18 protein-coding genes are annotated in these 23078 nt (G+C 70.4%); 9 read left to right on the top strand and 9 right to left on the bottom strand.

What is annotated here, in order from left to right; genetic code table 11:
* Positions 1-139: 139 nt before the first annotated feature.
* From ABDZ66_RS10145 to ABDZ66_RS10130, 4 genes are all read right to left on the bottom strand, one after another.
* Positions 140-1534, bottom strand: a complete 1395-nt coding sequence (locus tag ABDZ66_RS10145) for a hypothetical protein (protein ID WP_343758428.1) — start codon at positions 1532-1534, stop codon at positions 140-142.
* A gap of 70 nt (positions 1535-1604) precedes the next feature.
* On the bottom strand, positions 1605-2462 hold the full coding sequence (gene nudC / locus ABDZ66_RS10140) for an NAD(+) diphosphatase (protein WP_343758426.1): 858 nt from the start codon (positions 2460-2462) through the stop codon (positions 1605-1607).
* Positions 2459-3601: a vWA domain-containing protein gene (locus ABDZ66_RS10135; protein WP_343758424.1), complete on the bottom strand. Its 1143-nt coding sequence runs from the start codon at positions 3599-3601 to the stop codon at positions 2459-2461. The genes nudC and ABDZ66_RS10135 overlap by 4 nt, the downstream gene beginning before the upstream one ends.
* Positions 3602-3689: 88 nt before the next feature.
* Positions 3690-4715, bottom strand: a complete 1026-nt coding sequence (locus ABDZ66_RS10130) for an ATP-binding protein (protein ID WP_343758422.1) — start codon at positions 4713-4715, stop codon at positions 3690-3692.
* A gap of 216 nt (positions 4716-4931) precedes the next feature.
* Here ABDZ66_RS10130 and ABDZ66_RS10125 point away from each other — a divergent pair, with 216 nt between their 5' ends.
* The 3 genes from ABDZ66_RS10125 to ABDZ66_RS10115 all read left to right on the top strand — a co-directional run bounded on the left by ABDZ66_RS10125 (position 4932) and on the right by ABDZ66_RS10115 (position 10334).
* Positions 4932-8108 (top strand): heterodisulfide reductase-related iron-sulfur binding cluster, encoded by a 3177-nt coding sequence (locus tag ABDZ66_RS10125; RefSeq protein WP_343758419.1) that lies wholly within the window; start codon positions 4932-4934, stop codon positions 8106-8108.
* Positions 8109-8300: 192 nt separating this feature from the next.
* The gene (locus ABDZ66_RS10120) at positions 8301-9146 is read left to right on the top strand and encodes a DegV family protein (RefSeq protein WP_343758417.1); all 846 of its coding nucleotides are present in this window, start codon (positions 8301-8303) and stop codon (positions 9144-9146) included.
* The gene (locus ABDZ66_RS10115) at positions 9147-10334 is read left to right on the top strand and encodes a serine hydrolase (protein WP_343758415.1); all 1188 of its coding nucleotides are present in this window, start codon (positions 9147-9149) and stop codon (positions 10332-10334) included.
* A 203-nt stretch (positions 10335-10537) separates the two neighbouring features.
* Here ABDZ66_RS10115 and ABDZ66_RS10110 read toward each other — a convergent pair whose 3' ends face one another.
* Positions 10538-11545, bottom strand: a complete 1008-nt coding sequence (locus ABDZ66_RS10110) for a DHH family phosphoesterase (RefSeq protein ID WP_343758413.1) — start codon at positions 11543-11545, stop codon at positions 10538-10540.
* Between the two features lie 81 nt (positions 11546-11626).
* Here ABDZ66_RS10110 and ABDZ66_RS10105 point away from each other — a divergent pair, with 81 nt between their 5' ends.
* The 3 genes from ABDZ66_RS10105 to aceA all read left to right on the top strand — a co-directional run bounded on the left by ABDZ66_RS10105 (position 11627) and on the right by aceA (position 15140).
* Positions 11627-12334 (top strand): hypothetical protein, encoded by a 708-nt coding sequence (locus ABDZ66_RS10105; RefSeq protein ID WP_343758411.1) that lies wholly within the window; start codon positions 11627-11629, stop codon positions 12332-12334.
* A gap of 293 nt (positions 12335-12627) precedes the next feature.
* The gene (locus tag ABDZ66_RS10100) at positions 12628-13254 is read left to right on the top strand and encodes an HAD family hydrolase (RefSeq protein ID WP_343758409.1); all 627 of its coding nucleotides are present in this window, start codon (positions 12628-12630) and stop codon (positions 13252-13254) included.
* A 578-nt stretch (positions 13255-13832) separates the two neighbouring features.
* Positions 13833-15140 carry an isocitrate lyase gene (aceA, locus tag ABDZ66_RS10095; RefSeq protein ID WP_343758407.1) on the top strand — a complete coding sequence of 436 codons (1308 nt, stop codon included), beginning with the start codon at positions 13833-13835 and terminating at the stop codon, positions 15138-15140.
* Between the two features lie 200 nt (positions 15141-15340).
* On the opposite strand, the gene ABDZ66_RS10090 is transcribed toward aceA, so the two are convergent.
* From ABDZ66_RS10090 to ABDZ66_RS10080, 3 genes are all read right to left on the bottom strand, one after another.
* Complete coding sequence (locus tag ABDZ66_RS10090) at positions 15341-15619, bottom strand: hypothetical protein (RefSeq protein WP_343758405.1); 279 nt, start codon at positions 15617-15619, stop codon at positions 15341-15343.
* Positions 15620-16013: 394 nt separating this feature from the next.
* Complete coding sequence (gene cdd / locus ABDZ66_RS10085) at positions 16014-16478, bottom strand: cytidine deaminase (RefSeq protein WP_343758403.1); 465 nt, start codon at positions 16476-16478, stop codon at positions 16014-16016.
* Positions 16471-17808 carry a hemolysin family protein gene (locus ABDZ66_RS10080; RefSeq protein ID WP_343758401.1) on the bottom strand — a complete coding sequence of 446 codons (1338 nt, stop codon included), beginning with the start codon at positions 17806-17808 and terminating at the stop codon, positions 16471-16473. The genes cdd and ABDZ66_RS10080 overlap by 8 nt, the downstream gene beginning before the upstream one ends.
* Positions 17809-18167: 359 nt before the next feature.
* Here ABDZ66_RS10080 and ABDZ66_RS10075 point away from each other — a divergent pair, with 359 nt between their 5' ends.
* A complete protein-coding gene (locus ABDZ66_RS10075; RefSeq protein WP_343758399.1) occupies positions 18168-19184 on the top strand; it encodes an MDR family oxidoreductase in 1017 nt (338 codons plus the stop codon).
* A 210-nt stretch (positions 19185-19394) separates the two neighbouring features.
* Here the strand turns inward: ABDZ66_RS10075 and ABDZ66_RS10070 are convergent, their stop codons facing one another.
* Positions 19395-21515, bottom strand: coding sequence for a S8 family serine peptidase (locus tag ABDZ66_RS10070; protein WP_343758397.1), 2121 nt, complete (start codon positions 21513-21515; stop codon positions 19395-19397).
* A gap of 410 nt (positions 21516-21925) precedes the next feature.
* Here ABDZ66_RS10070 and ABDZ66_RS10065 point away from each other — a divergent pair, with 410 nt between their 5' ends.
* Together ABDZ66_RS10065 and secG are read left to right on the top strand one after the other, a co-directional pair.
* A complete protein-coding gene (locus tag ABDZ66_RS10065; RefSeq protein ID WP_343758395.1) occupies positions 21926-22447 on the top strand; it encodes a metal-binding protein in 522 nt (173 codons plus the stop codon).
* Positions 22448-22570: 123 nt separating this feature from the next.
* Complete coding sequence (secG, locus tag ABDZ66_RS10060) at positions 22571-22795, top strand: preprotein translocase subunit SecG (protein ID WP_343758392.1); 225 nt, start codon at positions 22571-22573, stop codon at positions 22793-22795.
* Positions 22796-23078: the final 283 nt, after the last annotated feature.

Genomic DNA, 23078 nt, shown 5'->3' with positions numbered 1-23078 from the left:
ACGGCAGGCAGCTCAGAATGCTGAAAAGTACGTCCTGACCGGGATGGAGCAGGACGGACTCCTGCTTAAGGCCGCGTGACACGACATCGGCAGGGAAGTGGAAACTCTTGGTTGACGAAACAGACGGAATCCGTCCTGGTCATGCGCTCGCTTCGGCGCGCACGCTGGCGTTCGGGTCGGCGCGCAGGTGGTCGCGCAGGGTGGGGGAGAGGTCGGTGCGTCCGGCGAGGGCGAGGCGCACGCCGTCGTCCGGGTCGGCGGCCAGCGTGTCGTGCGTGCCTTCCGGGAGGTTCGGGTGGTGCGCGGCGGCGCGGCGCACGCCGGCGTTCGGGTCGGCGGCCAGTCGGGTCAGGATGTCCGCGCTGGTGGCGGGGGCGTACGCGACGGCGCGGCGCACCTCGGGGTTCGGGTCGGCGGCCAGCCGGGACAGCAGGTCGCCGCTCAGGTCGGGCCGCACGGCGAGGACGGTCCGCACGTTGGGGTCCGGGTCGCCGGTCAGGGCGGTCAGCACGGCCGGGCTGAGGTGCTCGGCACTGGCGACGTGCAGGCGGATGTCCTGTTCGGGTGCGCGGGCCAGCGTCAGGACGGCCTCGTCGGGCAGGTCGTTGCGTTCCAGCACGGCGCGGCGCACCGTTTCGGTCTCGTCGGCGGCCAGTCGGATCAGCGTGGCGGGGGGCGTGTCGGGGCGGCGGGCCAGGGCGGCGCGGACGTCCGGGTCGGCGTCCAGTTCGGCGCGTTCCAGCCACGCGGCCGGGACCGTCCAGCCCTGCAGGGCGGCGGCGCGCACGGTCGGCTGCTCGTGCGTGGCGAGCCACTCGCGCACGCTGCGGGGCAGGTCCACGCGGCGTGCCAGGGTGGCCAGCACGTCCGGGTCGCTGTCGGTCCCGAGGGTCAGGGCGCAGTCCAGCGGCAGGTCCAGTCGGCGGGCCACGCCCGCCCGCACCAGTCCGTGCGTGTCGGTGACCAGTTCCCGCAGCGCGTCGCCGGGCAGGTCGGGGCGCGCCGCGACGGCCTTGCGCACGTCGTAGTCGTCGTCGGCCGCCAGTTGCCGGACCAGCGGTTCGGGCAGTGTTTCACGCCGGGCGACGGCCTCGCGGATCTGCCATCCGGCGTCTGCGGCCAGCGCTGCCACGCGCGCCTCGCTGAGGTCCGGGCGGCCCGCCAGTGCCGTGCGTACCGCGTAATCGTCGTGGCGCAGGGCGGCGTCCAGCACCCAGGCGGGTGAGGGGTCCGCGTTCAGCAGCGCGATCACGCTGTCCGCCGGGAACGAGGACAGCAGGTTGGGCCGGGCCAGTCGCATCAGGGGCAGGCCGGGGTTGGCCAGCACGTCCGCCGGGTACGCGGCGGCCAGCGCGCCCAGGATCTCGGTGGGGGTGTTCGGGTGCCGCGCCACGAGTGCCCGCACCCGTGAGTCCGGGTGTGCGGACAGGCCGGACAGGGTGTCGGCCGTGGCGCGCGGACTGGCCGCCGCTTCCAGCGCGCCCTCCACCCCCAGGATCGTCAGGGTGCGCGGATCAAGGTCGGAGAACGTCATGCGCCCGATCATGCCACGGGAGTGGGAGGGGAGGTGTGGGCCGTGGGGCGGGCTCTGGTGCGGCTGCCCATCAACCATCAGCCAGTGCCGCCTGCACGGCCTGGTCGATCAGGGCGCGGGCGATGCTGACGCGGGGCGGCAGCCCAGGCAGTTCCTTGACCGGGAAGAAGCGGGCGTCCTCGATCTCGCCGGGTTGCGGGGTGATCTCGCCGCCCCCGTAGCGGGCGGTGAAGCCGATCATCAGCGAGTGCGGGAACGGCCACGGCTGACTGAACGCGTAGCGCAGGTCCGTGACGGTCACGCCGACTTCCTCGGCCACTTCGCGGTGCGCGGCGGCTTCCAGGGTCTCGCTGGGTTCCGCGAATCCGGCGATGGCGGAGTACATGCCGGGCGGGAAGTTCGGGCCGCGTGCCAGCAGCAGTTCGGTGTCCGGGCCGCTCCCGCACGTGATGAGGACCATCGCGACCGGCGCGACCCTCGGGTAGGCGCTCAGGCCGCAGTTCGGGCACACGCGGGAGCGTTCGTGCGCGCTGTCCTGCATCGGCGTCGCGCAGCGGCCGCAGTAGCGGTGCGTGCGGTGAAACTCCAGGATCTGCGAGGCGTACCCGGCCACGCCCATCAGCGTGTCGCCCAGCGTCCCGAACGCCGAGCGGACCGGGACGCTCACGTATCCGTCTGGCAGGTCGCCCTCCAGCGCGGCCGTACCAAGCGCGCCTCTGTCCAGCGCTGCCGTGAACATGGTCCGGCCGTTCAGGCTGCCCAGGCCGCTCGTGTCGGTCACGGGAAAGGGCGCGGCGGGGCCGGTGGGCAGCCCTTCCTGTTCAGTCAGGATCAGGCGGTGTCCGTCGAACACGAACCACACGCTGTCCGGGCCGGGCGCGGCGTGCGGGTCGCGCTGGAAGCCGTCCGGGAGGCTGGTGGCGTTCATCCGTGTTCCTCCAGTCGCAGCACGTCCCCGAACGGGAAGCCCTCGTCCTCCAGACCTCCGGGCGGCACCACCCACAGCGTCGGTACGCGCGGCGCCCCCTCGGGAAAGTCGCCGTACCCGTCGGTCAGGTAGATCAGGACGTCCGGTTCGTGCGCGTCCAGCAGCGTGAAGATCGGGCGGAAGTCCGTCCCGCCACCCCCCTGCGGTGGGGGGATCTCGCCGCCGGGCGACAGGTCGTGCGGGCCGTACGCCTCGGTGTCCGCGTAGTACAGCGTGGCCCGCACGTGCGGGTACGCGCCCAGCACGCCCTGCACCTCGCCCACCAGGGCGCGCACTGCGTCGTCGTCCACGCTGCCGGAGGTGTCCACGGCAATCAGGGCGTTCAGGGACTCGTCGTCCAGCGCCTCCAGGTACAGGCCGCGCCCCACGAAACGCCGGTCGAAGCCGCCGAAATCCACCGGGGTGCGCGCCAGGAACCGCCACAGCTGCGCCCGCCAGTCCAGTCGCGCCGGGGCGAGCCTCATCAGTTCGCGGTGCAGGCCCAGCGGGTCGTTGCCCTTCCCGCCGCTCATGGCGTCCACGCTGCGGGCCTGCGCCAGCGCCTGCTGCCACTGCCGCGCCACGTTCTGCGACGGCTGCCCGTTCCGGGGCGGGGCGTCACCGGGCGGCCCGTCCAGCAGGTCGTCACCGTCCTCGCCGTCCCCGTCCGGTTCGCCGTCCAGGGCGGTGTACACCTCCTCGACGCTCAGTTTCTCCAGGTGCTCGTCCCGCGCGGCCCCGGCGCTGCTGGGCGGCGTGGGCAGCCCGGCCGCCGCGACCATGCCGTTCACGATCAGGTCCGCCGAGCGGTTCCAGCGTTTCTTCTCACGCGGCCCGCGCCGCTGCACGTGCGACAGCGCCGCGTGCAGCACCTCGTGCAGCAGCAGCCCGTCCAGCACGTCCGGCGCCAGTCCGGCCGCGACCTCCGGGTTCACGTACACCCGCTCCCCGTCCGTTCCGGCCGCCGCGACCTCGCGTGAAGGCACGAACTCCGCGTGCAGCAGCAACGTCGCGAAGAACGCCGACTTCCCCCGCAGCCGCAACCGGGAGCCGGAGATCAGACGCTGGAACTCCGGGGTGACAGGGAGGGGCGGGGTCATGGCGTGACCGCCGCAGATGGCTGATGGCCGAAGGCCAGAGGCACCCTTTGCCATCGGCCATCAGCCATCAGCCTTCTGCCCCCTACCATCACAGTCCCTCCGTGAGCTCCAGCGTTCCCTGCACCAGCGTGGCGAGGCGTTCGTCGCGGCCGATCAGGTCGGCGAGGTCGGCGAGTTGTCCGATGGCCTGGAATTTGCTGACGAGCGTGGCGACGTACAGTTGCAGCCATTCGGGTCCGGCGTTGTCGGCCAGCCACGTGAAGGCGTGGTGGGCCTCGTCGGCGGTGCCTGCGCGGGCGGCGAGGCCGACGACGGCGGCGTAGCGGACGCTGGGTTCGTCCGGCAATCTCAGGCCGGCGCCGCGTCCCTCAAGGACGGTGCCGAGGTCCGGCAGCTGCTCGTACAGGCGCACGAAGGCGCTGAATTCCGCTCCGGCGGCGTCCCCGATGGCGGGCGTGGCGTCCAGTCCGGCGCGGTGCAGGCGGGCGGCCATCTCCCAGGCGCGCGGGCTGGGCCACGCGGGCTGCTGCGGGTCGAGGCGCCACAGCAGTTCGGGCCGGAAGGTCAGGAACGCGATGACGTGCTCGTGCAGGCCGCGGGCCAGGGCGTAGGCGCGCCACGAGTCGAAGTCCGGGCGGACCGTGAGGTGCAGGAAGCGGTTGGCGAGGGGGGCGGGCATGTCGAACACGCTGGCGCGGTCCTCCTTGCGGTTCCCGGCGGCCCACACGAACCACCCGTCCGGCAGGACGTAACTGCCGACCCGGCGGTCGAGGATCAGTTGCTGTGCCATGCCCTGCATGGTGGGGGGGGCCATGTTCACCTCGTCGAGGAACAGCACGCCCTGCCCGCCGCGCGGCAGGAATTCCGGCGGGTACCAGCGGGACACGCCGCCGCCCTGCCCGTCGGCCTCGGGGACGGGCAGGCCGCGCAGGTCGGTGGGGGCCAGCTGCGAGAGCCGGACGTCCACGAAGTCCAGGCCGTGCCTAGCCGCGACCTGCGCCACGACGCTGCTTTTGCCGACGCCGGGGGGGCCCCAGATCATGGTGGAGAGTTTCAGGTCGCCGGTCACGAGGGCGCTGAGGTACGTCTGAAGTTCGTTCGCAGTGAGGCTCACGGGTTCACGCTACCGCACGGGGCGGCCGGGAACGGTGCGGGTGGTGCCGGGCGGGCCTTGAAGGTTCGGGGTGGGGTCGGTGGTACTGCCGGCGCGGCCGGGAGGGGGGTATGGTGAGGGTGATTCCCGTCTGCCCGGCATCCCCTATACTTTCCGCATACTTTGACTCGGTACAAGTTTCCGCCCGTCTCGTTTCCTGCCTGAAGGAGTTGCCCCTTGCTGCCCCTGATCCACCAAGTGCTGTTCTTCATCTTCGCCCTGATTGCCGGCGGCTTCGGCCTGTGGGGCTTCTACCGTCTGTACCGCCGCGTGGCGCGCGGCGCCCCCGCCAGCGAGGACCGCGCCGGGAACCCCGTTCAGAGGGTGCTGTACGCCCTGCGCGTTTCCCTCACCCAGGAACGCACCTTCCGCCGCCGCACCACCATCAGCGTGCTGCACGCCTTCATCTTCTACGGCTTCGTGTACTACCTGCTCGTGAACGTCGTGGACGGCCTCGAAGGGTACATTCCCTTCCACATCTACTCCAAGGACAGCCCGCTGCTCGCCGGGTACAACTTCCTGGCCGACCTGCTCAGCATGCTGGTCCTCGTGGGCGTCGTCAGCCTGCTGATCCGCCGCCTGTTCCTGCCCAGCAAACGCGACTTCCGCTTCACCGACAAGACGCTGCTGCACCCCCTGCTCAGGGCGAACTACATCCTGCGCGACAGCCTGATCGTCTCGTCGTTCATCACCTTCCACGTGGGCAGCCGCGTGCTCGGCAACGCCGCCAAGATGGCCGAGGAAGCCCGCACACTCGGCGGGTACGACGCCTTCCAGCCGTTCAGCAGCGCCCTGGGCCGCCTGCTGTTCGGCGGAGCCAGCGAGCAGGCCATCGAGGGCTGGCGCGTCTTCGGTTACTGGGGGGCGCTCGGCAGCGTCCTGGCATTCCTGGCGTACTTCCCGTTCACGAAGCACATCCACATCTTCATGGCGCCCCTGAACTACGCCCTGAAGCGCCCCGTCGGCAGCGGCGTCCTGCCCCCCATGAAGGGCCTGGAGGAGGCCATGGAGGCCGAGGAAACCAAGCTGGGCGTCGAGAAACTCGAGGACCTGGAATGGCCGCGCCTGCTCGACGCTTACTCCTGCATCCAGTGCAACCGCTGCCAGGACGTCTGCCCGGCCAACGCGACCGGCAAGGCCCTGAGCCCCGCCGCGCTGGAAATCAACAAACGCATGGAACTGAACGTGATCGCGGCGCACCCCAGCCCCTTCACCCTGAAACCCGCACCCTTCGAGGGCGGCGCGAGCACCGCGCACCCCCTGCTGGAATTCGCCATCAACGAGGAATCGGTCTGGGCCTGCACCACCTGCGGCGCCTGCATGCAGGTCTGCCCCGTGCAGGACGAGCAGATGCTCGACATCATCGACATCCGCCGCCACCAGGTCATGGTCGCCGGCGAGTTCCCCCCGCAACTCCAGACCGCCTTCCGCGGCATGGAACGCGCCAGCAACCCCTGGGGCATCAGCCGCGACAAGCGCATGGAATGGGCCGAGGGGCTGAAGGTCCCCACCATCGACGAGAACCCGGAACCCGACGTCATCTACTGGGTGGGCTGCGCCGCCAGTTACGACCCCGGCGCGCAGAAGGTCGCCCGTTCCTTCGTGCAGCTGCTCGACAAGGCCGGCGTGAACTACGCCGTGCTGGGCAAGAAGGAAGCCTGCACCGGGGACAGCGCCCGCCGCGCCGGGAACGAATTCCTGTACCAGACCCTGGCCCAGGAGAACGTCGAGACGCTGAACACCGTCGCCCCGAAACTGATCGTCGCGACCTGCCCGCACTGCATGAACGCCATCGGCAACGAGTACCGGCAGCTGGGCGGCGACTACCGCACCATCCACCACACCGAGTACCTCGAGACGCTGGTCGCTGCCGGGAAACTGCCCCTGGCGCAGCTCGCGGAGAACGTCACGTACCACGACCCCTGCTACCTGGGCCGCCACAACGGCGTGTACGACGCGCCCCGCAGCCTGATCACCCAGATGGCGGGTGAGGTGCTGGACCTCGAACGCAGCCGCGAGAACTCCTTCTGTTGCGGCGCCGGCGGCGCGCAGTTCTGGAAGGAAGAGGAAGAAGGCTCAGAGCGCATCAGCGACAACCGCTTCCGTGAACTCCAGACCCGCCTGGACAGCGCCAAGGCCGCCAGCGACGAGTTCGAGCAGACCGGCAAGGTCGTCGCCGTCGGCTGCCCGTTCTGCAAGGCCATGATGAACTCCACGCCCGAGAAGCAGAAACGCGACGACATCATCGTCAAGGACGTCGCGGAACTCATGCTGGAAAGCGTGCAGCGCGCCGACGGCACGTGGCAGCAGGCCGCCCCCACCGGCCCCGTGGCGGACGCCACCCCGCTGGAGCAGCCCGAGGTCGTCAGCGCCCCCAACGCGCAGACACCCATGGACCGCACGGGCGACCGCCCCGGCACCGGCGCCCCCGCCGCCGTGGTGGGCGAGACGAGCGCCGCCGTGATCAACGCGCAGCCCGGCAGCCCCGACGCGACCCAGGGCACCCAGCCCGAGGCGCAGGCCGCGCACCCCGAGGCGACCGCCCGCAAGAGCTGGAAACCCAAAGCGACCAGTGCCGACGACGTGACCCCTGCTGCCGCTGCCCCGTCCACCGACGCTCCGGCCCGCAAGAGCTGGAAGCCCAAAGCTGGGGACGATGTGAGTGCCACGCCGGTCGCGCCCGCTCCGGCGGCGACTGCAGATCCGGCTCCCACCACCCCAGCGACCGACGCCCCAGTGCGCAAGGCCTGGGCACCCAAGGCGAAGGCGGATGACGTGAACCCCGTCCCCGTCGCCCAGCCGGATCTGACTGCCGCGACCCCGGTGTCCCCGGCGCCCGGCCCGGACGCGCCCGCCCGCAAGGCCTGGGCGCCCAAGGCCAAAGCAGAGGCGACACCCGCCCCGGCGACCACCGAGCCCACCGCGCCTGCCGCTCCGAGCGCGGCGGCCCCTGCTGCCGCGCCCGCCGCCGGTGAACGGAAGAAGTGGGCGCCGAAGGGCCAGCCGGTCAGTGCCGCTCCCGTGGCCGAAGCTGCCGGAACCGGAGTTGCCGAACCGGCCCCCCAGGCCGCGCCCGCTCCTGCCGTGACACCGGAAGCCACTGCGCCTGCCGCGCCCGCCGCGACCGGCGAGCGGAAGAAGTGGGCTCCGAAAGCTGCGGCGGCTCCGGCTTCCACGCCCGAAGTGCAGGCTGCCGCGCCTGAACCGACCGCAACGGGGCCGAGCACCCAGCCCATCACCGAGCACGTGCACCTTGAGCAGGTCGGAGAGAACCTGCTCGAAGAGGGGCAGGGGGCGACCAGTGAACCGGGCGCCGGGGGCCGCAAGAAGTGGCAGCCCAGGAAGAAGAGCTGAACAGGCCGTAGGGGCTGAACAGACGCAGCCTGCACGAGGGACGCGCCGGGACCTGGGATTCCGGCGCGTCCCTCGTGCGCTCCGGCGATTGACGTTCGTGCTCCGCCGGGGGTGGACGGGGGGCGGGGCGTGAAGGCGGGGCGCGGCACGGATGCCGGGCGCAACGATTGTGTGTCACGCTAGTATCAGGGAATGACCATTGCAATCGTCACGGATTCCACGAGTGACCTGAACGCCGCCCTGTGCGCCCAGGTGGGTGTGACCAGCGTGCCGCTGTACGTGCTGTTCGACGGCAAGATGCACAAAGACGGGCTGGAGATCACGCCCGGCGACCTGTTCGCAGGCCTGAAGGCCGGGAAGAAGACGCCCAGTACCAGCCAGCCCAGCCCGGCCGAGTTCGCGGCGGCGTACACCGAGGCGCTGAAGACGGCGGACGAGGTGCTGAGCATTCACATCAGCGGGCAGATGTCCGGCACCGTGGGCAGCGCCCGCCTCGCCGCGCAGGAGTTCGGCGGGAAGGTCACGGTCGTGGACAGCCGCTCGGTCAGCATGGGCCTGGGCCTGCGTGTCCTGCGGGCCGCCGAACTGGCCCACCAGGGCCTGAGCGTGCCGCAGATCGTGGAGAAACTCGAGGCGCTGCAGAAGGTCGCGGACATCCGCTTCACGGTGGACACCCTGGACTTCCTGCGCATCAACGGCCGCATCGGGGGCGGGCAGGCGCTGCTGGGGAGCCTGCTGAACATCAAACCCATCCTGGTCGTCAAGGACGGCCGCGTCGATTCCGGCGGGCGCGTGCGCGGCCACAAGAAGGCCATGTCGGACATCGTGGATCACGTGAAGAAGTACGTCGCTCAGCACGGCGGGGCGCGCGTGGCGGTCATGTGCACGCCCGGCGGCGAGGAATTCGTCAAGGAGGTCCGCGCGGGCCTGAGCGACGTGGCCTTCGAGGACATGGGAGACCACATGATCGGCGCCGTGGTCGCCACGCACGCCGGCCCCGGCACGGTGGGCGTGACCCTGGAACCCCTGCACGCCTGAATGCCGCTGCCGAGCAAGCGCCGGACGGTCCGGGGCCTGCGCCGGCTGCTGGTCCTGCTGCCCCTGCTGGGCGGCTGTCAGCGGCCGGACGCCGCGCCGGGCGCGCACGTCACCCTGCGCCAGATCGAGCCGCCGCGGGTGCAGGTGCAGCGCGACGTGGTCGCCCGCGACGCGCGCGGGTGCCTGCTGCCTGCGCCGTCCGTGCCGAAGGCGCCGCCGCCCCCGTTCCCGCTCAGCGGCACGCTGGGCCTGTGGGTGGCCGAGGTGGACCCCGTGACCCTCGAACCCCTGCGGGCGGTCGCCACCAATCCGGACAGCGTGTTCCCGCTGGCCAGCACGTACAAGCAGGCGGTGCTGTGGGCGACCCTGCGGGCCTTTGACGCCGGAACGCTCCGTCCCACTGAACGTTTCGACGTTGCCCGCGACAACCAGAGCCTGGGCAGTTACCCCTTCGACGGTTCGAACGTGCGGACGCTCACGGAGCGCATGATCCGCAACAGTGACAACACCGCCACCGACATCCTGCACCGCCGCGTGGGCCTGCAGGCCGTGCAGGACGTCGCGGACAGTCTGGGGCTGTGTCACACGCGCCTGATCCTGCCCACCCGCGACTGGTGGGTGGCGCAGGCGGGCCTGTCAGGGACGTTCAACGGCACCTCCCGCTGGGCGGGGGCGCGCGGACCCGAGCGGCTGCGCCTCGCGACGCTGATCGACGCGGACGCCCGGGCGTACCGCGCCGATTACCTGCAACGCAAACTCGACGAGTACTTCGACCACCGCTACGACCCGGCGCTGGACCTGCGCACGCACAACATCACCACGCCTTACGAGTTCGGCACCCTGGTCGCGCATGAGTTCCTGCGCAGCGGCCTGTCCCCCCGTGCGCAGCGGTGGCAGCGGGACGTGATGGCCCTCGGGTACGGGAAGTCCGCGCTGAAGGTCACGCACCGCCAGGGCCTGCGGGCCTTCGGCGGGAAGGGCGGGAACGGCTGGCGGCTCCTGACGTACAGCGGTTACCTGCACACCCGCGACGACCGGCACGTCGTGTACGTCTTCATGCAGCGCGGCGCGGACCAGACGTACACCATGCCGAACACCCGCCGCGCGTTCGCGTGGATCAACGCGGCCATGCAGGTCGTGCTCGGGCCACCCGGACCCGGAGCGGCGGCGCGGACCGGGACGCCCTGAGCGTCCACCGTTCCATCCGGGCGGACTCTGATACGGACTGCCGTTTGTTTCGTTAACAGATCGGAACACCACCGATCTGTCACCTCCACGTCCGGAACCCGCCCAGCTCCCACTCTGCGGCGCAGCTCTGCGAGTCGCATCCGCTCGGATTGAATGGTCTTTGCAGCCCATTCAATCGGAGTCCGTATGATACGGACTCCGTATCAGGACTGGTCGTTCAGGCGGCGCAGCTCGGCGGTGATGGCCGCGTCGAGGGCCGGCAGGACCTCCGCGAAGGGCGCGGCGACGCTCGCTCCGGCTGCCGGGACGTGTCCGCCGCCGCCCAGCGCGACCGCGACGTTCTGCGCGCTGAAGCCCGCGCGTGACCGCATGGAGAGCTTCACGCGGTCGCCGTGGTCCTTGACCATCACGGCCAGCTGCGTGCCCTCGGCGCTGCGCAGCAGGCCCACGTAGGATTCCACGTCCTCCCAGGCGGCCCCGGCGCGGTCCAGCATCGCCTGGTCCACGCGGGCCAGCACGACCCGCCCCCCGTGCCGGAACTCCAGGGTGCCCAGCACCTCGCGTAGCAGGTGGTAGTAGGTGGGAGGGTTCTGGCCCAGGTTGTCGTTCAGCCAGCCCAGGCGGGCGCCGTGGGCGCGCAGGCGCGCGGCGCACTCGAAGGTGCCGGGCGTGACGCTGTCGAACCGGAAGCTGCCGGTGTCGGTGTTCAGGCCCAGCATCAGTGGCGTGGCGAGCGGCTCGGTCCACGTGACCCCCAGTTCGTCGAGCAGGTCCGCGATCATCAGGGCCGTCGCGGGCCGGGAGGGGTCCACCAGCAGCGCCGTGGCGCGCCGGGCGTTCGTGCCGTGGTGATCCACGTTCACGACCGGACCCGTGAACCCGTCCAGCGTCACGCCCGCCACGCGGGACGGGTCGTTGTTGTCCACGTCCAGCACGGCGATCAGGGCGCCGTCCGGCAGGACGTCCAGCGGGGCGCTCAGTTCGCCCGGTTGCGGCAGGAACGACAGGTAGCGGGGGACGGTCATCGGGGCGGTCACGTGGCGGCCCAGGGCGCGCAGGGCCCGCGTGAGGCCCAGCACGCTGCCGAGCGCGTCGCCGTCCGGGTTCTCGTGCGACACGACCACGATGGGGCCCGGATGCTCCAGCAGCGTGCGGGCGACCTGCCGGAGGTCGCGGGTGTAGTCGGGACTGGCGGTGTTCTGAGCGGTCATCCGCCCACTATAGGGAGCCGGTGGGGGAGGTGGCCCCCCGTCCCGCTGACAACGTGACCGGCGCACAGTATCCTGCTGCGCGTGCCCCGCTGTCTGAACCTGGCTGCCCTGACCGACGAGGAACTTCAACTCCTGGTCGGGGAGGACCGCGCCGTGGGCCTGCTGCCCGAGATCAGCCGCGCCCGTCTGGAGGGCCGCGCGGTCCCGGGCCCGCCGGTGCACGAGCACCTGACCTTCGAGCGGCTGGAGGAACGCGCCTGGGGCGGCACGCCCGAACAGTCGCGCAGCCTGGGCGCGCTGCACGCCGCCATGCTGGCACTGGACGCCGAGTTTCACGGCACGTTCTACCTGCCCGTGATCAGCGAGGTCCGGCACCTGCGCGCCTACACCCTGGAGCCCGACACGACCGCCGCGCTGCGCTGGAGTGAGACGCCGGAATCCGCCCGGACGGGCCGCGCGTACCTGCAGCTCATGACCTGGCTGCGAGACCGGGCCAGCGGCGTCGCGTGCGTTCTGACGACCGGCGCCCCGGCACTGTCCTCCCCGTCGCTGAGTGAGGAGATCGACCAGCACCGCCACCCGGATGCCAGTCCGGCCGAACTGCTGGCCCTGCACCGGGGATACGTGCTGCGGCACGGCCGGGGCCAGAAACTCGGTGCGGACGCCGACTGGACCCGCGCGTGGCAGGCGTCGCACGCCCTGAACCTGAACGCCTGGGTGCGGCGCGGCCTGCTGATCGACGGTCCGGCCAGTGCGCCGGCCGACGGTCCGCGCCCACCTGCCGCGTAACGCAGAGCAGCTGCCTGAAGGGGCTCCGCGGGGGGCGGGATCCGTCCGGGACGGACGGCTGTCTGGTGCGTTCATACGGACTCCGATTGAATGGCTTATAAAGCCGTTCAATCCGAGCGGATGCGACTCGGAGAGCTGCTCCGCAGAGAAGGAGCTGGGCGGGTTCCGGACGTGGAGTTGACAGATCGGTGGTGTTCCGATCTGTGAACGAAACAAACGGCAGTCCGTATGATAGGGAGTCCGTATGAACAGAGGCGCGCGCCGGGCCTGTTCGGTGCGCGACAATCCCAGGCATGAAGGATCAAGCTCCGTCCAGCCTCCCGCTTCGTCACGTCGCCTTCGATTGGGGCGGCGTGTTCACCATCGGGACCTTCGATGGCCGCAGCACCCAGAATGTCGCGGACCGCAGCGGCGTGCCGGTCGAACGGGTCCGCGAGAGTTACTTCCGGCACGTGCGGCAGCTGGAGGTCGGCGCCTGGAGCCTCCCGCAGTTCTGGACGGTGCTGCAGGAGGAGGCCGGGATTCCCATGCCGTACGGGGAGTTCGAGTCGCTGTACCTGGGTAGCATCGTGGACAACGGCCCCATGTTCGACACGCTGGCCGCGCTGCCCGCCGGGGTGCGCGTGGGTCTGCTGAGCAACAATTACCCGGTCGTGAGTGATCACCTGCGCCGCGATCCCCGTTTCGGGCGGTTTCACAGGCCGGTGTTCAGCAACGAGTTGGGTCACAAGAAACCCTCGCCGGAGGCCTTCGCGGCGCTGGAGGCGGCCATGGGCGTGCCCGCCGCGCAGGTGGCGTTCGTGGATGACGTTCAGGAGAACATCGACGCGGCGAACGCGGCCGGGTTCCACGGCATCCTGTACAGCCACGAGGCGCACGGGCGGTTCGAGCAGGCGCTGACCGCCTGGCTGCAGGGCTGATACGGACTCCGATTGAATGGCTTACAAAGCCGTTCAATTCGAGCGAAGCGAGTGGGAGAAAACCGGGTTCCGGACGTGGAGCTGGCAATCCGGTGATGTTCCGATCTGTGAACGAAACAAACGGAATCCGTATGATACGGACTCCGATTGAGTGGCTTGCACCGCCGCCGGGTCCGAGCGGAGGCGACTCGCCGAGCGGCCCCGCAGCGGAAGGGCCCAGAGGGGTGCCGGGCGTGGCGCTGGCCCCCCCGGTACAGGGGCGGGTGGAGGGCGAGACAGACGGCCCCGTCCGTGTGAGCTGGCCTCTGTGCCCAGGTTTCCCCGCCCGGTTTGCATGACCAGTGTTCCTGCGGTGCCCGGCCTGTGCGCGTGACGGCCGGGCACCATGGTTGCACTGCGGGGTGGTGTACCTGTCGGGGTGGTGTACCTGGCGGGTGTCCGGGTACACCACCTCCCGCGGCCCGACGCACGGCGCACAATGCCCCTACGCCACCACGCGGGCCACGCCCGCACCGCACCCCAGACGGACCCCGCCCCTCACCGGACGGCTCCCCCCGCACACCCCCAGGAGGACCACCATGACCACCAACCCCCGCACGCCCGCCGAGATCCTGGAGAAGACCTGGCAGACCGAGGAACGCTGGCAGGGCATCAAGCGCAACTACGGGGCCGACGAGGTCGTGAAACTGCGCGGCAGCCTCCCCATCGAGTACACCCTGGCCCGCCACGGCGCGCAGAAACTCTGGCGCCTGATGAAGGAAGAACCCTTCGTGAACGCCCTCGGCGCCCTGACCGGCAACCAGGCCATGCAGCAGGTCAAGGCCGGCCTGAAAGCCATCTACCTTAGCGGCTGGCAGGTCGCCGGCGACGCCAACAACGCCGGGCAGATGTACCCCGACCAGAGCCTGTACCCCGCCTCCAGCGTGCCGGACGTCGTCAAGCGCATCAACAACACCCTGCGCCGGGCCGACCAGATCCAGCACAGCGAAGGCAGGAACGACGTGGATTACTTCGCGCCCATCGTCGCCGACGCCGAGGCCGGATTCGGCGGCCCCCTGAACGCCTTCGAACTCATGAAGGCCATGATCGAGGCGGGCGCGGCCGGCGTGCACTTCGAAGACCAGCTGGCCAGCGAGAAGAAATGCGGTCACCTGGGCGGCAAGGTCCTCGTGCCCACCAGCCAGTTCATCCGCACCCTGAACGCCGCGCGCCTCGCCGCCGACGTCAGCGGCGTCCCCACCGTCCTGATCGCCCGCACCGACGCCGACGCCGCCAACCTGCTCACCAGCGACATCGACGAGAACGACCGCCCCTTCTGCACCGGCGAACGCACTCCCGAGGGCTTCTACTACGTCAAGCCCGGCATTGAGCAGGCCATCAGCCGCGCCCTGGCCTACGCCCCCTACGCCGACGTGATCTGGTGCGAGACCAGCGTGCCCAACCTCGACGACGCCCGCCGGTTCGCCGAGGCCGTCCACGAGAAGTTCCCCGGCAAGCTGCTGGCCTACAACTGCAGCCCCAGCTTCAACTGGAAGAAGAACCTCGACGACGAGACCATCGCCAAGTACCAGGTCGAACTGGGCAAGATGGGCTACAAGTTCCAGTTCATCACCCTGGCCGGCTTCCACAGCCTGAACATGAGCATGTTCGACCTCGCCTACGGCTACGCCCGCAACCAGATGACCGCCTTCGTGGAACTCCAGGAACGCGAGTTCGCCGCCCAGGAACGCGGCTTCACCGCCGTCAAGCACCAGCGCGAGGTCGGCACCGGCTACTTCGACCTGGTCGCCCAGGCCGCCGGCGGCGGGCAGAGCAGCACGACCGCCCTGGCCGGCAGCACCGAGGCGCAGCAGTTCGGCAAGGAACTCGCCGGAGCGCACGACTGAACGCCTGACCACCCACGGCAGCCGCAGCGGCTGCGCCATGACCGCCCAGCAGGGGGAGAACCGGACCACCGGGATCTCCCCCTGCGGCGTGTTCTCCCCGTCGTCAGGGCGGGGGAGGGGTCATGCGGATTCCGCCCGTCCCGCTGACAGCCCGCAACCCGTCGTACTCCCACGCGGCGCAGCCGCTCCCGGCGTGTGGATCAGGGAGCCGGGCAGGGGTAGCCGCCCGTGACGGTCGTCTGCGTCTGCCGCACCACGTACTCGCCGGACTGTGGACTGAACTGCACGTACTCCCGCTGCCAGCGGCAGAACATGTGCCCGTCCCACCAGGACCGGTCACTGGCGATCAGCCGCCAGCTGGTCCAGAAAGCGTCGGCCATGGGCGTGACCACGCCCACGCCGGTCAGGGCGGTTCCTCCCGCCGCGGGCGTGCCGGTCAGGGCGGCGCCGAGCATCAATGTCACAACGATCCTTCTCATGGGTCACCCCGGCAGGGCAGGTCCCTGCATGTGAACGTTCCGGTCTGCCGGAACCGCCGAATTCTGCACCTGAACGCATCACTGAACTGGACCCCTGGAGTGTAGGGCGGTCCCCGCCGCGACTCAAGCGGATGGCCGTCCGCGCCCCGCTCAGCCAGACGGGAACCGGGCCCCGACCGCAGGGTGCGGCGGGGCCCGGTTCAGGGGGTGGGTCAGGTGGCCCGCCCGGTGCGGGTTATACGGACTGCCGTTGGTTTCGTTCACAGATCGGAACACCACCGATCTGTGAACTCCACGTCCGGAACCCGTTTCTCTCCTGCTCTGCGGCGCAGCTCTACGAGTCGCATCCGCTCGGATTGAACAGGCTTTGCAGCCCATTCAATCGGAGTCCGTATTACTCGGTGCTGACCGCGTGTCCGTCGTCACGCTGCTCGAGGCGGAAGCCGTGCGGCAGGAAGTCCCGGACGTACCCGCTGATGATGTCACCGTGCTGGTTGACGCACACGACGCGGGCGTCCGGCGCGAACTCGTACAGCACCTGACGGCACGCGCCGCAGGGACTGGCGGGCGGCGTGGCTTCCGAGTACACGACGATGTCCGTGAAGTCGCGTTTCCCGGCGGTGGCCATGGCCTGCACGGCGCTCTGCTCGGCGCAGCGGCCCAGGCCGTAGCTGGCGTTCTCGACGTTCGCGCCGAAGTACACCTGCCCGTCGGTGGTGCGCAGGGCCGCGCCCACGTGGAAACGGCTGTACGGCGCGTACGCCTGCTTGAAGGCGGCCTTCGCTCCCTCCAGCAGCTGCGGGTCGGGCGTGAGGTTCAGGGCGTTGCTGGCGCTGGGCATCTGGTGGGGGTCATTCATGGGGGTCTTCCTCGGGGTCCAGGGGGTCGTGGTGGGGGGCGCGTTCCACGCGCACGCGGGTGACGCGGCGCTGGTCGGCGTTCTCGACGGTGAACGCCCAGCCTTCGTGCACGAAACTCTGCCCGGTTTCCGGGATGTCGCCGAAATGGCTGGTCATGAAGCCGCTGAGGGTGTCGAATTCTCCCTCGCCGTCCTCGAGGTTGCTGCCCAGGTGTTCCTCGACCTCACCGACGGTCAGGCTGGCGTCCATGAGGTACACGCCCTCGCCGAGCACCTCGATCATGGGCAGTTCGTCCTCGTCGGTCTCGTCGTAGATCTCGCCGACGATCTCCTCGAGGGCGTCTTCGAGCGTGACGAGGCCGGTGGTGCCGCCGAACTCGTCCACGACGATGCTCATGTGGCTCTTCTTGTCGCGCATCTTGGCGAGCAGGTCCTTGATCTTCATGCCCTCGGGCACGAAGTACACGGGGCGCATGATGTCCGCGATGACCGTGTGGTCCAGTTCGTCCAGGTGCCGGAGCATGTCGCCGGTATGCGCGATGCCCACGATGTTGTCGGCGTTGTCCTGGAAGACCGGCACGCGCGAGTACCCGTGTTCGGTGTTCACTTCCAGCAGGCGGCGCAGCGGCGAGGCCCCGTCGACCACGATCATGTCCACGCGGGGTGTCATGACCTCGCGGGTGGTGGTGTCGGACAGGTCGAACACGTTGTACACGAGTTCCTTCTCGCTGTCTTCCAGCACGCCTTCCTGACTGGAGGCGCTGACGATCATGCGGATTTCCTCTTCGGAGTACGCGGTGTGGTGCCCGGCCACGCCGCGCAGCCCGAACAGGCGCACCACGCCGTTCCCGAGGGCGTTCAGGCCCTTGATGGCGTAGCGGAACACGGCCGTGAAGACCAGCAGCGGCCGGATGACCACCAGGCTGACCTGCTCGCTGCGCTGCAAGGCCCAGCTTTTCGGGGCGAGTTCCCCGAACACGATGTGCAGGATGGTGCTGATCGCGAACGCCACGCCGAACGAGATGGCCGTGATCTGCGTCTTCGTGAACTGCCCTTCCGGGAACAGCGGGTGGATCAGGTGCTCGATGGCGGGCTCGGCCACGAAGCCGATGGCGAGGCTGGCCATGGTGATGCCCAGCTGCGTCGCGGCGATGTACAGGTCGAGGTTCTGCAGGGCGCGCTGCGTGGCTTTCGCGGCGGCGTTGCCCTCCTCGGCCAGCTGGTCGATGCGGGTGCGGCGCACGCTGACGAGTGCGAACTCGGCCGCGACGAAGAAGCCGTTCATCAGGACAAGGAAGAACAGGGCGAGAATACCGAGAAGGTCATTCATGAATGGACGCGCTCCAAGTTTCGCGTCCCGGTCATCCGCGAGGCACGTGCTGCCCGCCCACGCCCGCCTGGGGTGGTGCGTCGGTGTCCGGTGGTGGTGTCGTCACAGCAAAAAGCCGCCCTGAGGCGGAATTCACCGGGCGTTTCGGAAGAGCCAGAACTGGGAGGCTCCATAGCAGAGCGGAGTGTAACACACCCGGCCGCCCCCCGCCCGCTCCCGGCCGGGGCCGGCCGCGGTGTCCGCCGGGCAGTAACGGCCCGCGGGCCGTCCGGGAACGCTACCCTGAGGCGCACCTTCAACCCGTCCGCGCGGCCACCCGGGCCCCCGCCCCCGCTTCCCGTCACTCCGGAGGTTCTCCCATGACCAGTCCCGCGACCCCCACCCTGCCCGGCACGTACCGCGCCCTGCGCGTCGAGAAGACCGACACTGGCATTCACGCTTCCCTGCAGACCCTGCCGCTCAGTGCCCTGCCGGACGGGGACGTGACCGTGCAGGTCACGCACTCCAGCCTGAACTACAAGGACGGACTGGCTGTCTCCGGGCGGCCCGGCGTGCTGCGCTCGTACCCCATGACGCCCGGTATCGACCTCGCAGGCACGGTCCTGGAGGACCGCACGGGCCGCTGGCAGCCCGGACAGCCGGTGATCCTGACCGGCTGGGGCATCGGCGAGCGGCAGGACGGCGGGTACGCCACCCTGGCCCGCGCGAACGCCGGGTGGCTGGTCGCGCAGCCTCCGGGCACGGACGCCCGCTGGGCCATGAGCGTCGGCACGGCCGGGTTCACGGCCATGCTGGCCGTCATGGCCCTCGAGGAGCACGGCGTGACCCCCGGCGACGGCGAGGTCCTGGTGACCGGCGCGGCGGGTGGAGTGGGCAGCACCGCCGTGGCCCTGCTGGCCGCCGCCGGGCACACCGTGGTCGCCAGCACCGGCCGCGCGCAGGAGGAAGCGTACCTGCTGGGCCTGGGGGCCAGCCGCGTGATCGGCCGCGACGAACTCCCGGCCCTGAAGCGCCCGCTGGAGAAGGAACGCTGGGCGGGCGTGGTGGACAGCGTGGGCGGCGCGACCCTGGCCGGCGCGTACGCCTCGACCCGCACGCACGGGTCGCTGGCCGTGTGCGGACTGGCGGGCGGCAGTGACCTGAACGCCAGCGTGTTCCCGCTGATCCTGCGGGGCGTGAACCTGCTGGGCATCGACAGCGTCACCTGCCCCGCCCCGCGGCGCGAGGCCGCCTGGGCACGCCTGGCCCGCGACCTGGGGGCCGTGAAACTGGAGGCGGTCACGCAGGAACGCGCCCTGGGTGACGTGCCGGCCCTGGCCGGGCAGATCCTGGCCGGGCAGATCCGGGGCCGCACCGTCATCGACGTGAACGGCTGATACGGACTCCGATTGAATGGCTTACAAAGCCGTTCAATCCGAGCGGATGCGAGGAGGAGAGAAACGGGTTCCGGACGTGGAGCTGGCAATCCGGTGAAGTTCCGATCTGTCAACGAAACAAACGGCAGTCCGTATGAGCCGGAGCGCCGTCGTGCCGGATGGGCGGCCCCGCACAGGTGGGGCCGCCCATCAACCATCAACCATCAACCATCAGCGGGGCTGCATGTCCCCCAGGTCCACGCTGGGCTGCTCTGCGGACAGGGTGGCGCTGCGCTCGGCGCGCCGTTCGCCGGTCTCGCCGTAGATGCCGTTCCCGTTGAGGTCCTCGCCGGCCACGGCGCGGTAGGTGCCGTCCCCCAGCCACGCCTGGAAGCGGCCCAGGGCGTCCAGCGCCGGCTGGAAGGTGTGGCCGCGGCTGTCCTGGAGGCGCAGGCCGCTGCGGTTGCTGACGGCGGGGGCGTTCAGGGCGGCGGCGGCATTGATCAGGCCGTACCCGAACTGGTCATCCCGGCCGGCCGCGCCGAGGTCGGTGGCCGTGGCGTTCAGGCGGGCCAGGGTGCCTGCGGCGTCACTGGTGACACCCTTGGCGAGCAGCAGGGCGGCCAGCGCGGCGACCTGCGGGCTGGCCTGACTGGTGCCGACCTCGGCCTCGTAGTTGGGTTCGTCCTTGACGTAGTCCCAGCTCGTGGAGAGGATCACGTCCGGGAAGGGCTGGCCGTTGAGGGTCGCGCCGTTGAAGCTGGTGCTGGCGGTGGGGTCGCTGCCGCCGGGCGCGGCAAGCTGCACCTGCGGGTAGGCGTTGCTGAAGATCGAGTGGATGGGGGCACTGCCGCCGGACAGGCTGACACTGCCGACCGCGACGGCGTCCGGGCAGGCGGCGGGGTAGTAGGGGGTGGTGCCGTAGCCGTTGCCGGCGGCGGCGATCACGAGCGCGCCGGCGGTGCGGGCGTCGGTGACGGCCTCGCACATGGCCTGCGCGTTGGCGGCGCTGATCTCGCCGCCGAGGCTGAGGTTGATGACCTGCGCCGGGTGCGGCGTGCGGGTCGTGACCCCGTTCACGGTGACGGGCAGGCCCGCGGCGTAGCGGACGGCCGTGGCGACGTCGGACTCGGTGGCGTTGCCGCTGGCATCGATGACGCGCACCGGCAGCACCTTGACGTTCGCATTGCGGGTCGCGCCGACCACGCCGGTCAGGCTGCAGCCCGCGCAGGAGGCGGCGTTCTGTCCCCAGCGGGCGACGATGATGCCGGTCACGTGCGTGCCGTGACTGCCGGTGGTGCGGCCGGTGACGAGTGGGTCGGTGGGGTCGGCGTCCGGGCCGTCACCGTCGCCGTTGCCGGTGTCGGTGATGAGGTCCAGGGCGCCCTCGCCGGTCCGCCACAGCTGACCCTGCAGGTCCGGGTGGTCGAAGCGGACGCCGGTATCGATGACGGCCACCGTGACCGGCCGGGTGTACGTGCCGGCGTCCATGTCGCGCCACGCGGCGCCGTAGCCGGTCAGGGGGTAGGCCCACTGGAGTCCGGCGAACTGGTCGGTGGGCGTGACCGGCGCGGCGGTCGCCTGGGTGCGCAGGATCACGTCGGGAATGGCGTACTCGACGGCAGGGTCGGCCCGCAGGGCATTCAGGGCAGCCGGGACGTCCCGCACGCGCAGCGCGGCGCTGCGCTCCGTGAGGGGCCGGGTGCCCTGGACGCTCAGGCCGGCGCGGGTCAGGGTGGTGGCGGCCTGCTGCGCGGCCAGGGTGGGCGCGTGACCCGTGAGGGCGGGAGCGCTCTGGGCGGTCAGGGGGGCGCGGTACTTCACGATCACCCCGGCGGCGGTGGGGCGGGTGGGCGCGCCAGCATCCTGGCCCTGCGCGTGCAGGCCCTGCACGCCCTGGCCCTGCGCGGCGGGGGAGGCGAGGCGGCCACTCAGGCTGAACTGCCCGGCCGTGACGGTCCACGTGACCCGCCCGCTCTGCGCCGCGCTGCCGCTGCCAGAGGACCAGTCGAGCGTGAGCTTGCCGTTCAGGGTGGGCTGGTCCGCGGCAAGACCGGTGTGCGCGGCGCGGTCGGCCGTGACGGTCAGGCGCACGTTGCCCTGTCCACCCTGCGTGGAGAGGCGCAGCCAGTCCGGGTAGTCCACGACCGTCCAGCGGCCCGCGAACGGCACGTCCAGGGGCAGGGTGGTCCGCTGGCCCAGGTCGAGGCTCTGCGCTGTCAGCGTGGCGGGGCCGGGCGTGGGTTCCGGCGTGGTCACCGGGGGCGGGCTGGGCGGACCGTTGACGTCGCAGGCACCCAGGAACAGGGTTGCCGACAGCAGCCACGCGAGGCGGATGGGGGTTCGGTGCATGGTTCCCACAGCATGCCGCACCGGACCTGACGCCGTATGAACCCGGTCCACCCCCCGCCCGGGGGGGGGGCGCGTGATCACACGGACGGGGCCGTCTGTCTCGCCCTCCACCCGCCCCTGCACCGGGGGGGCCAGCGCCACGCCCGGCACCCCTCTGGGCCCTTCCGCTGCGGGGCCGCTCGGCGAGTCGCCTCCGCTCGGACCCGGCGGCGGTGCAAGCCACTCAAGCGGAGTCCGTATCATACGGACTGCCGTTTGTTTCGCCAACAATCCGGAACTTCACCGGATTGCCGCCTCCACGTCCGGAACCCGCTTTGCTCCCACTCGCTTCGCTCGGACCCAGCGGGCTTTGCAGCCCATTCAATCGGAGTCCGCATCAGGTGTCCGCGTGGACGCTCCGCGGTGGCACAATGACGCGCGTGCCAAGCGGACGTGTTCATAACCTCATCAATATCGCGGCGTACAGCGTGCTGGCGGCGGGGGCGCTGGTTGCCACCCGGCGGGGCCTGCTGAGCGTGAGCTCCACCCAGGGCCTGAATTTCACGCTGGCCTTCGCGGCCGGGACGTTCCTGCTCTCGCCGGACCTGGATCTGGCCGAGGGGCGGGTGGACAGCAAGCGGCACTGGGGGCTGCTGGGGTTCCTGTGGGTGCCGTACGGGATGATGTTCAGTCACCGGGGCCTGTCCCACACCTGGGTGCTGGGGCCGCTCACGCGGCTGGCGTATCTGGCGGTGATGATCGCGCTCGTGGCCGGACTGCTGCGGTTCGTGATGCCGGACCTGACCCTGCCGCCCGTGCCGCAGCTGAGTGCCGAGGTGCTCGCGCCATTCGGGCTGGGGTATTACCTGAGTCAGTGGTTGCACCTGATCGCTGACGGGGTGCGGCCCGATCATGGGGTGCGGCGAGGTTACCGGAAGTTGAAACGCCGCTGATTTCCGCTGCGGGCGGGGTGGGTGGGGGAGGGGCGGGGCGCGCCTGATACACTGCGTTCAGACCGGTGGCCGGCGCACGTGCATGATCATGCGCGCCGGGATCGCCGACTTCCGAGGTCAATCATGATTCTGAACCTGTTCCTTGTTCTGTTCGCGCTGGTGTGCGTGGCGCTGGTGTTCTTCGTTCTTCTGCAGGTGCCCAAGCAGGCGGGTCTGTCGGCCAGCATGGCGTCCGGCGGTTCGCTGCTGGGCGGGCGTGGGGTCGAGGGTGGTCTGGTGCGGATCACCAGTGCGCTGGGCGGCTTTTTCATGCTGCTGGCGCTGCTGATCAACTTCGTTTCACGCTGATCTGCCAGCCGTCGCGCCGGGGAAGCCTTCACGGGCTTTCCCGGCGTTCTGCCGCCGTGGGGTGTCCGCGGGGGGACCGGGGCCGTTCCATACGGATACGGCCCCGGATTGAATGGGGTGTGATACGGACTCCGATTGAATGGGCTGCAAAGACCGTTCAATCCGAGCAAGAGTTTCCACGGGCGAGAGAACAGCGACCAGCACGAAGGCCCAGGAGGCAGGGGCTTGAAATTCCCCGGTCTCATGGGCCTTGATGCGAAGTGACTATGCCTCGCACGCCCAG

The sequence above is a fragment of the Deinococcus depolymerans genome, from assembly GCF_039522025.1.
GTDB classification, from domain to species: Bacteria; Deinococcota; Deinococci; order Deinococcales; family Deinococcaceae; genus Deinococcus; species Deinococcus depolymerans.
The sequence above is the reverse complement of the archived record's forward strand: the minus strand, read 5'-3'. Positions and strand labels throughout refer to the sequence as shown.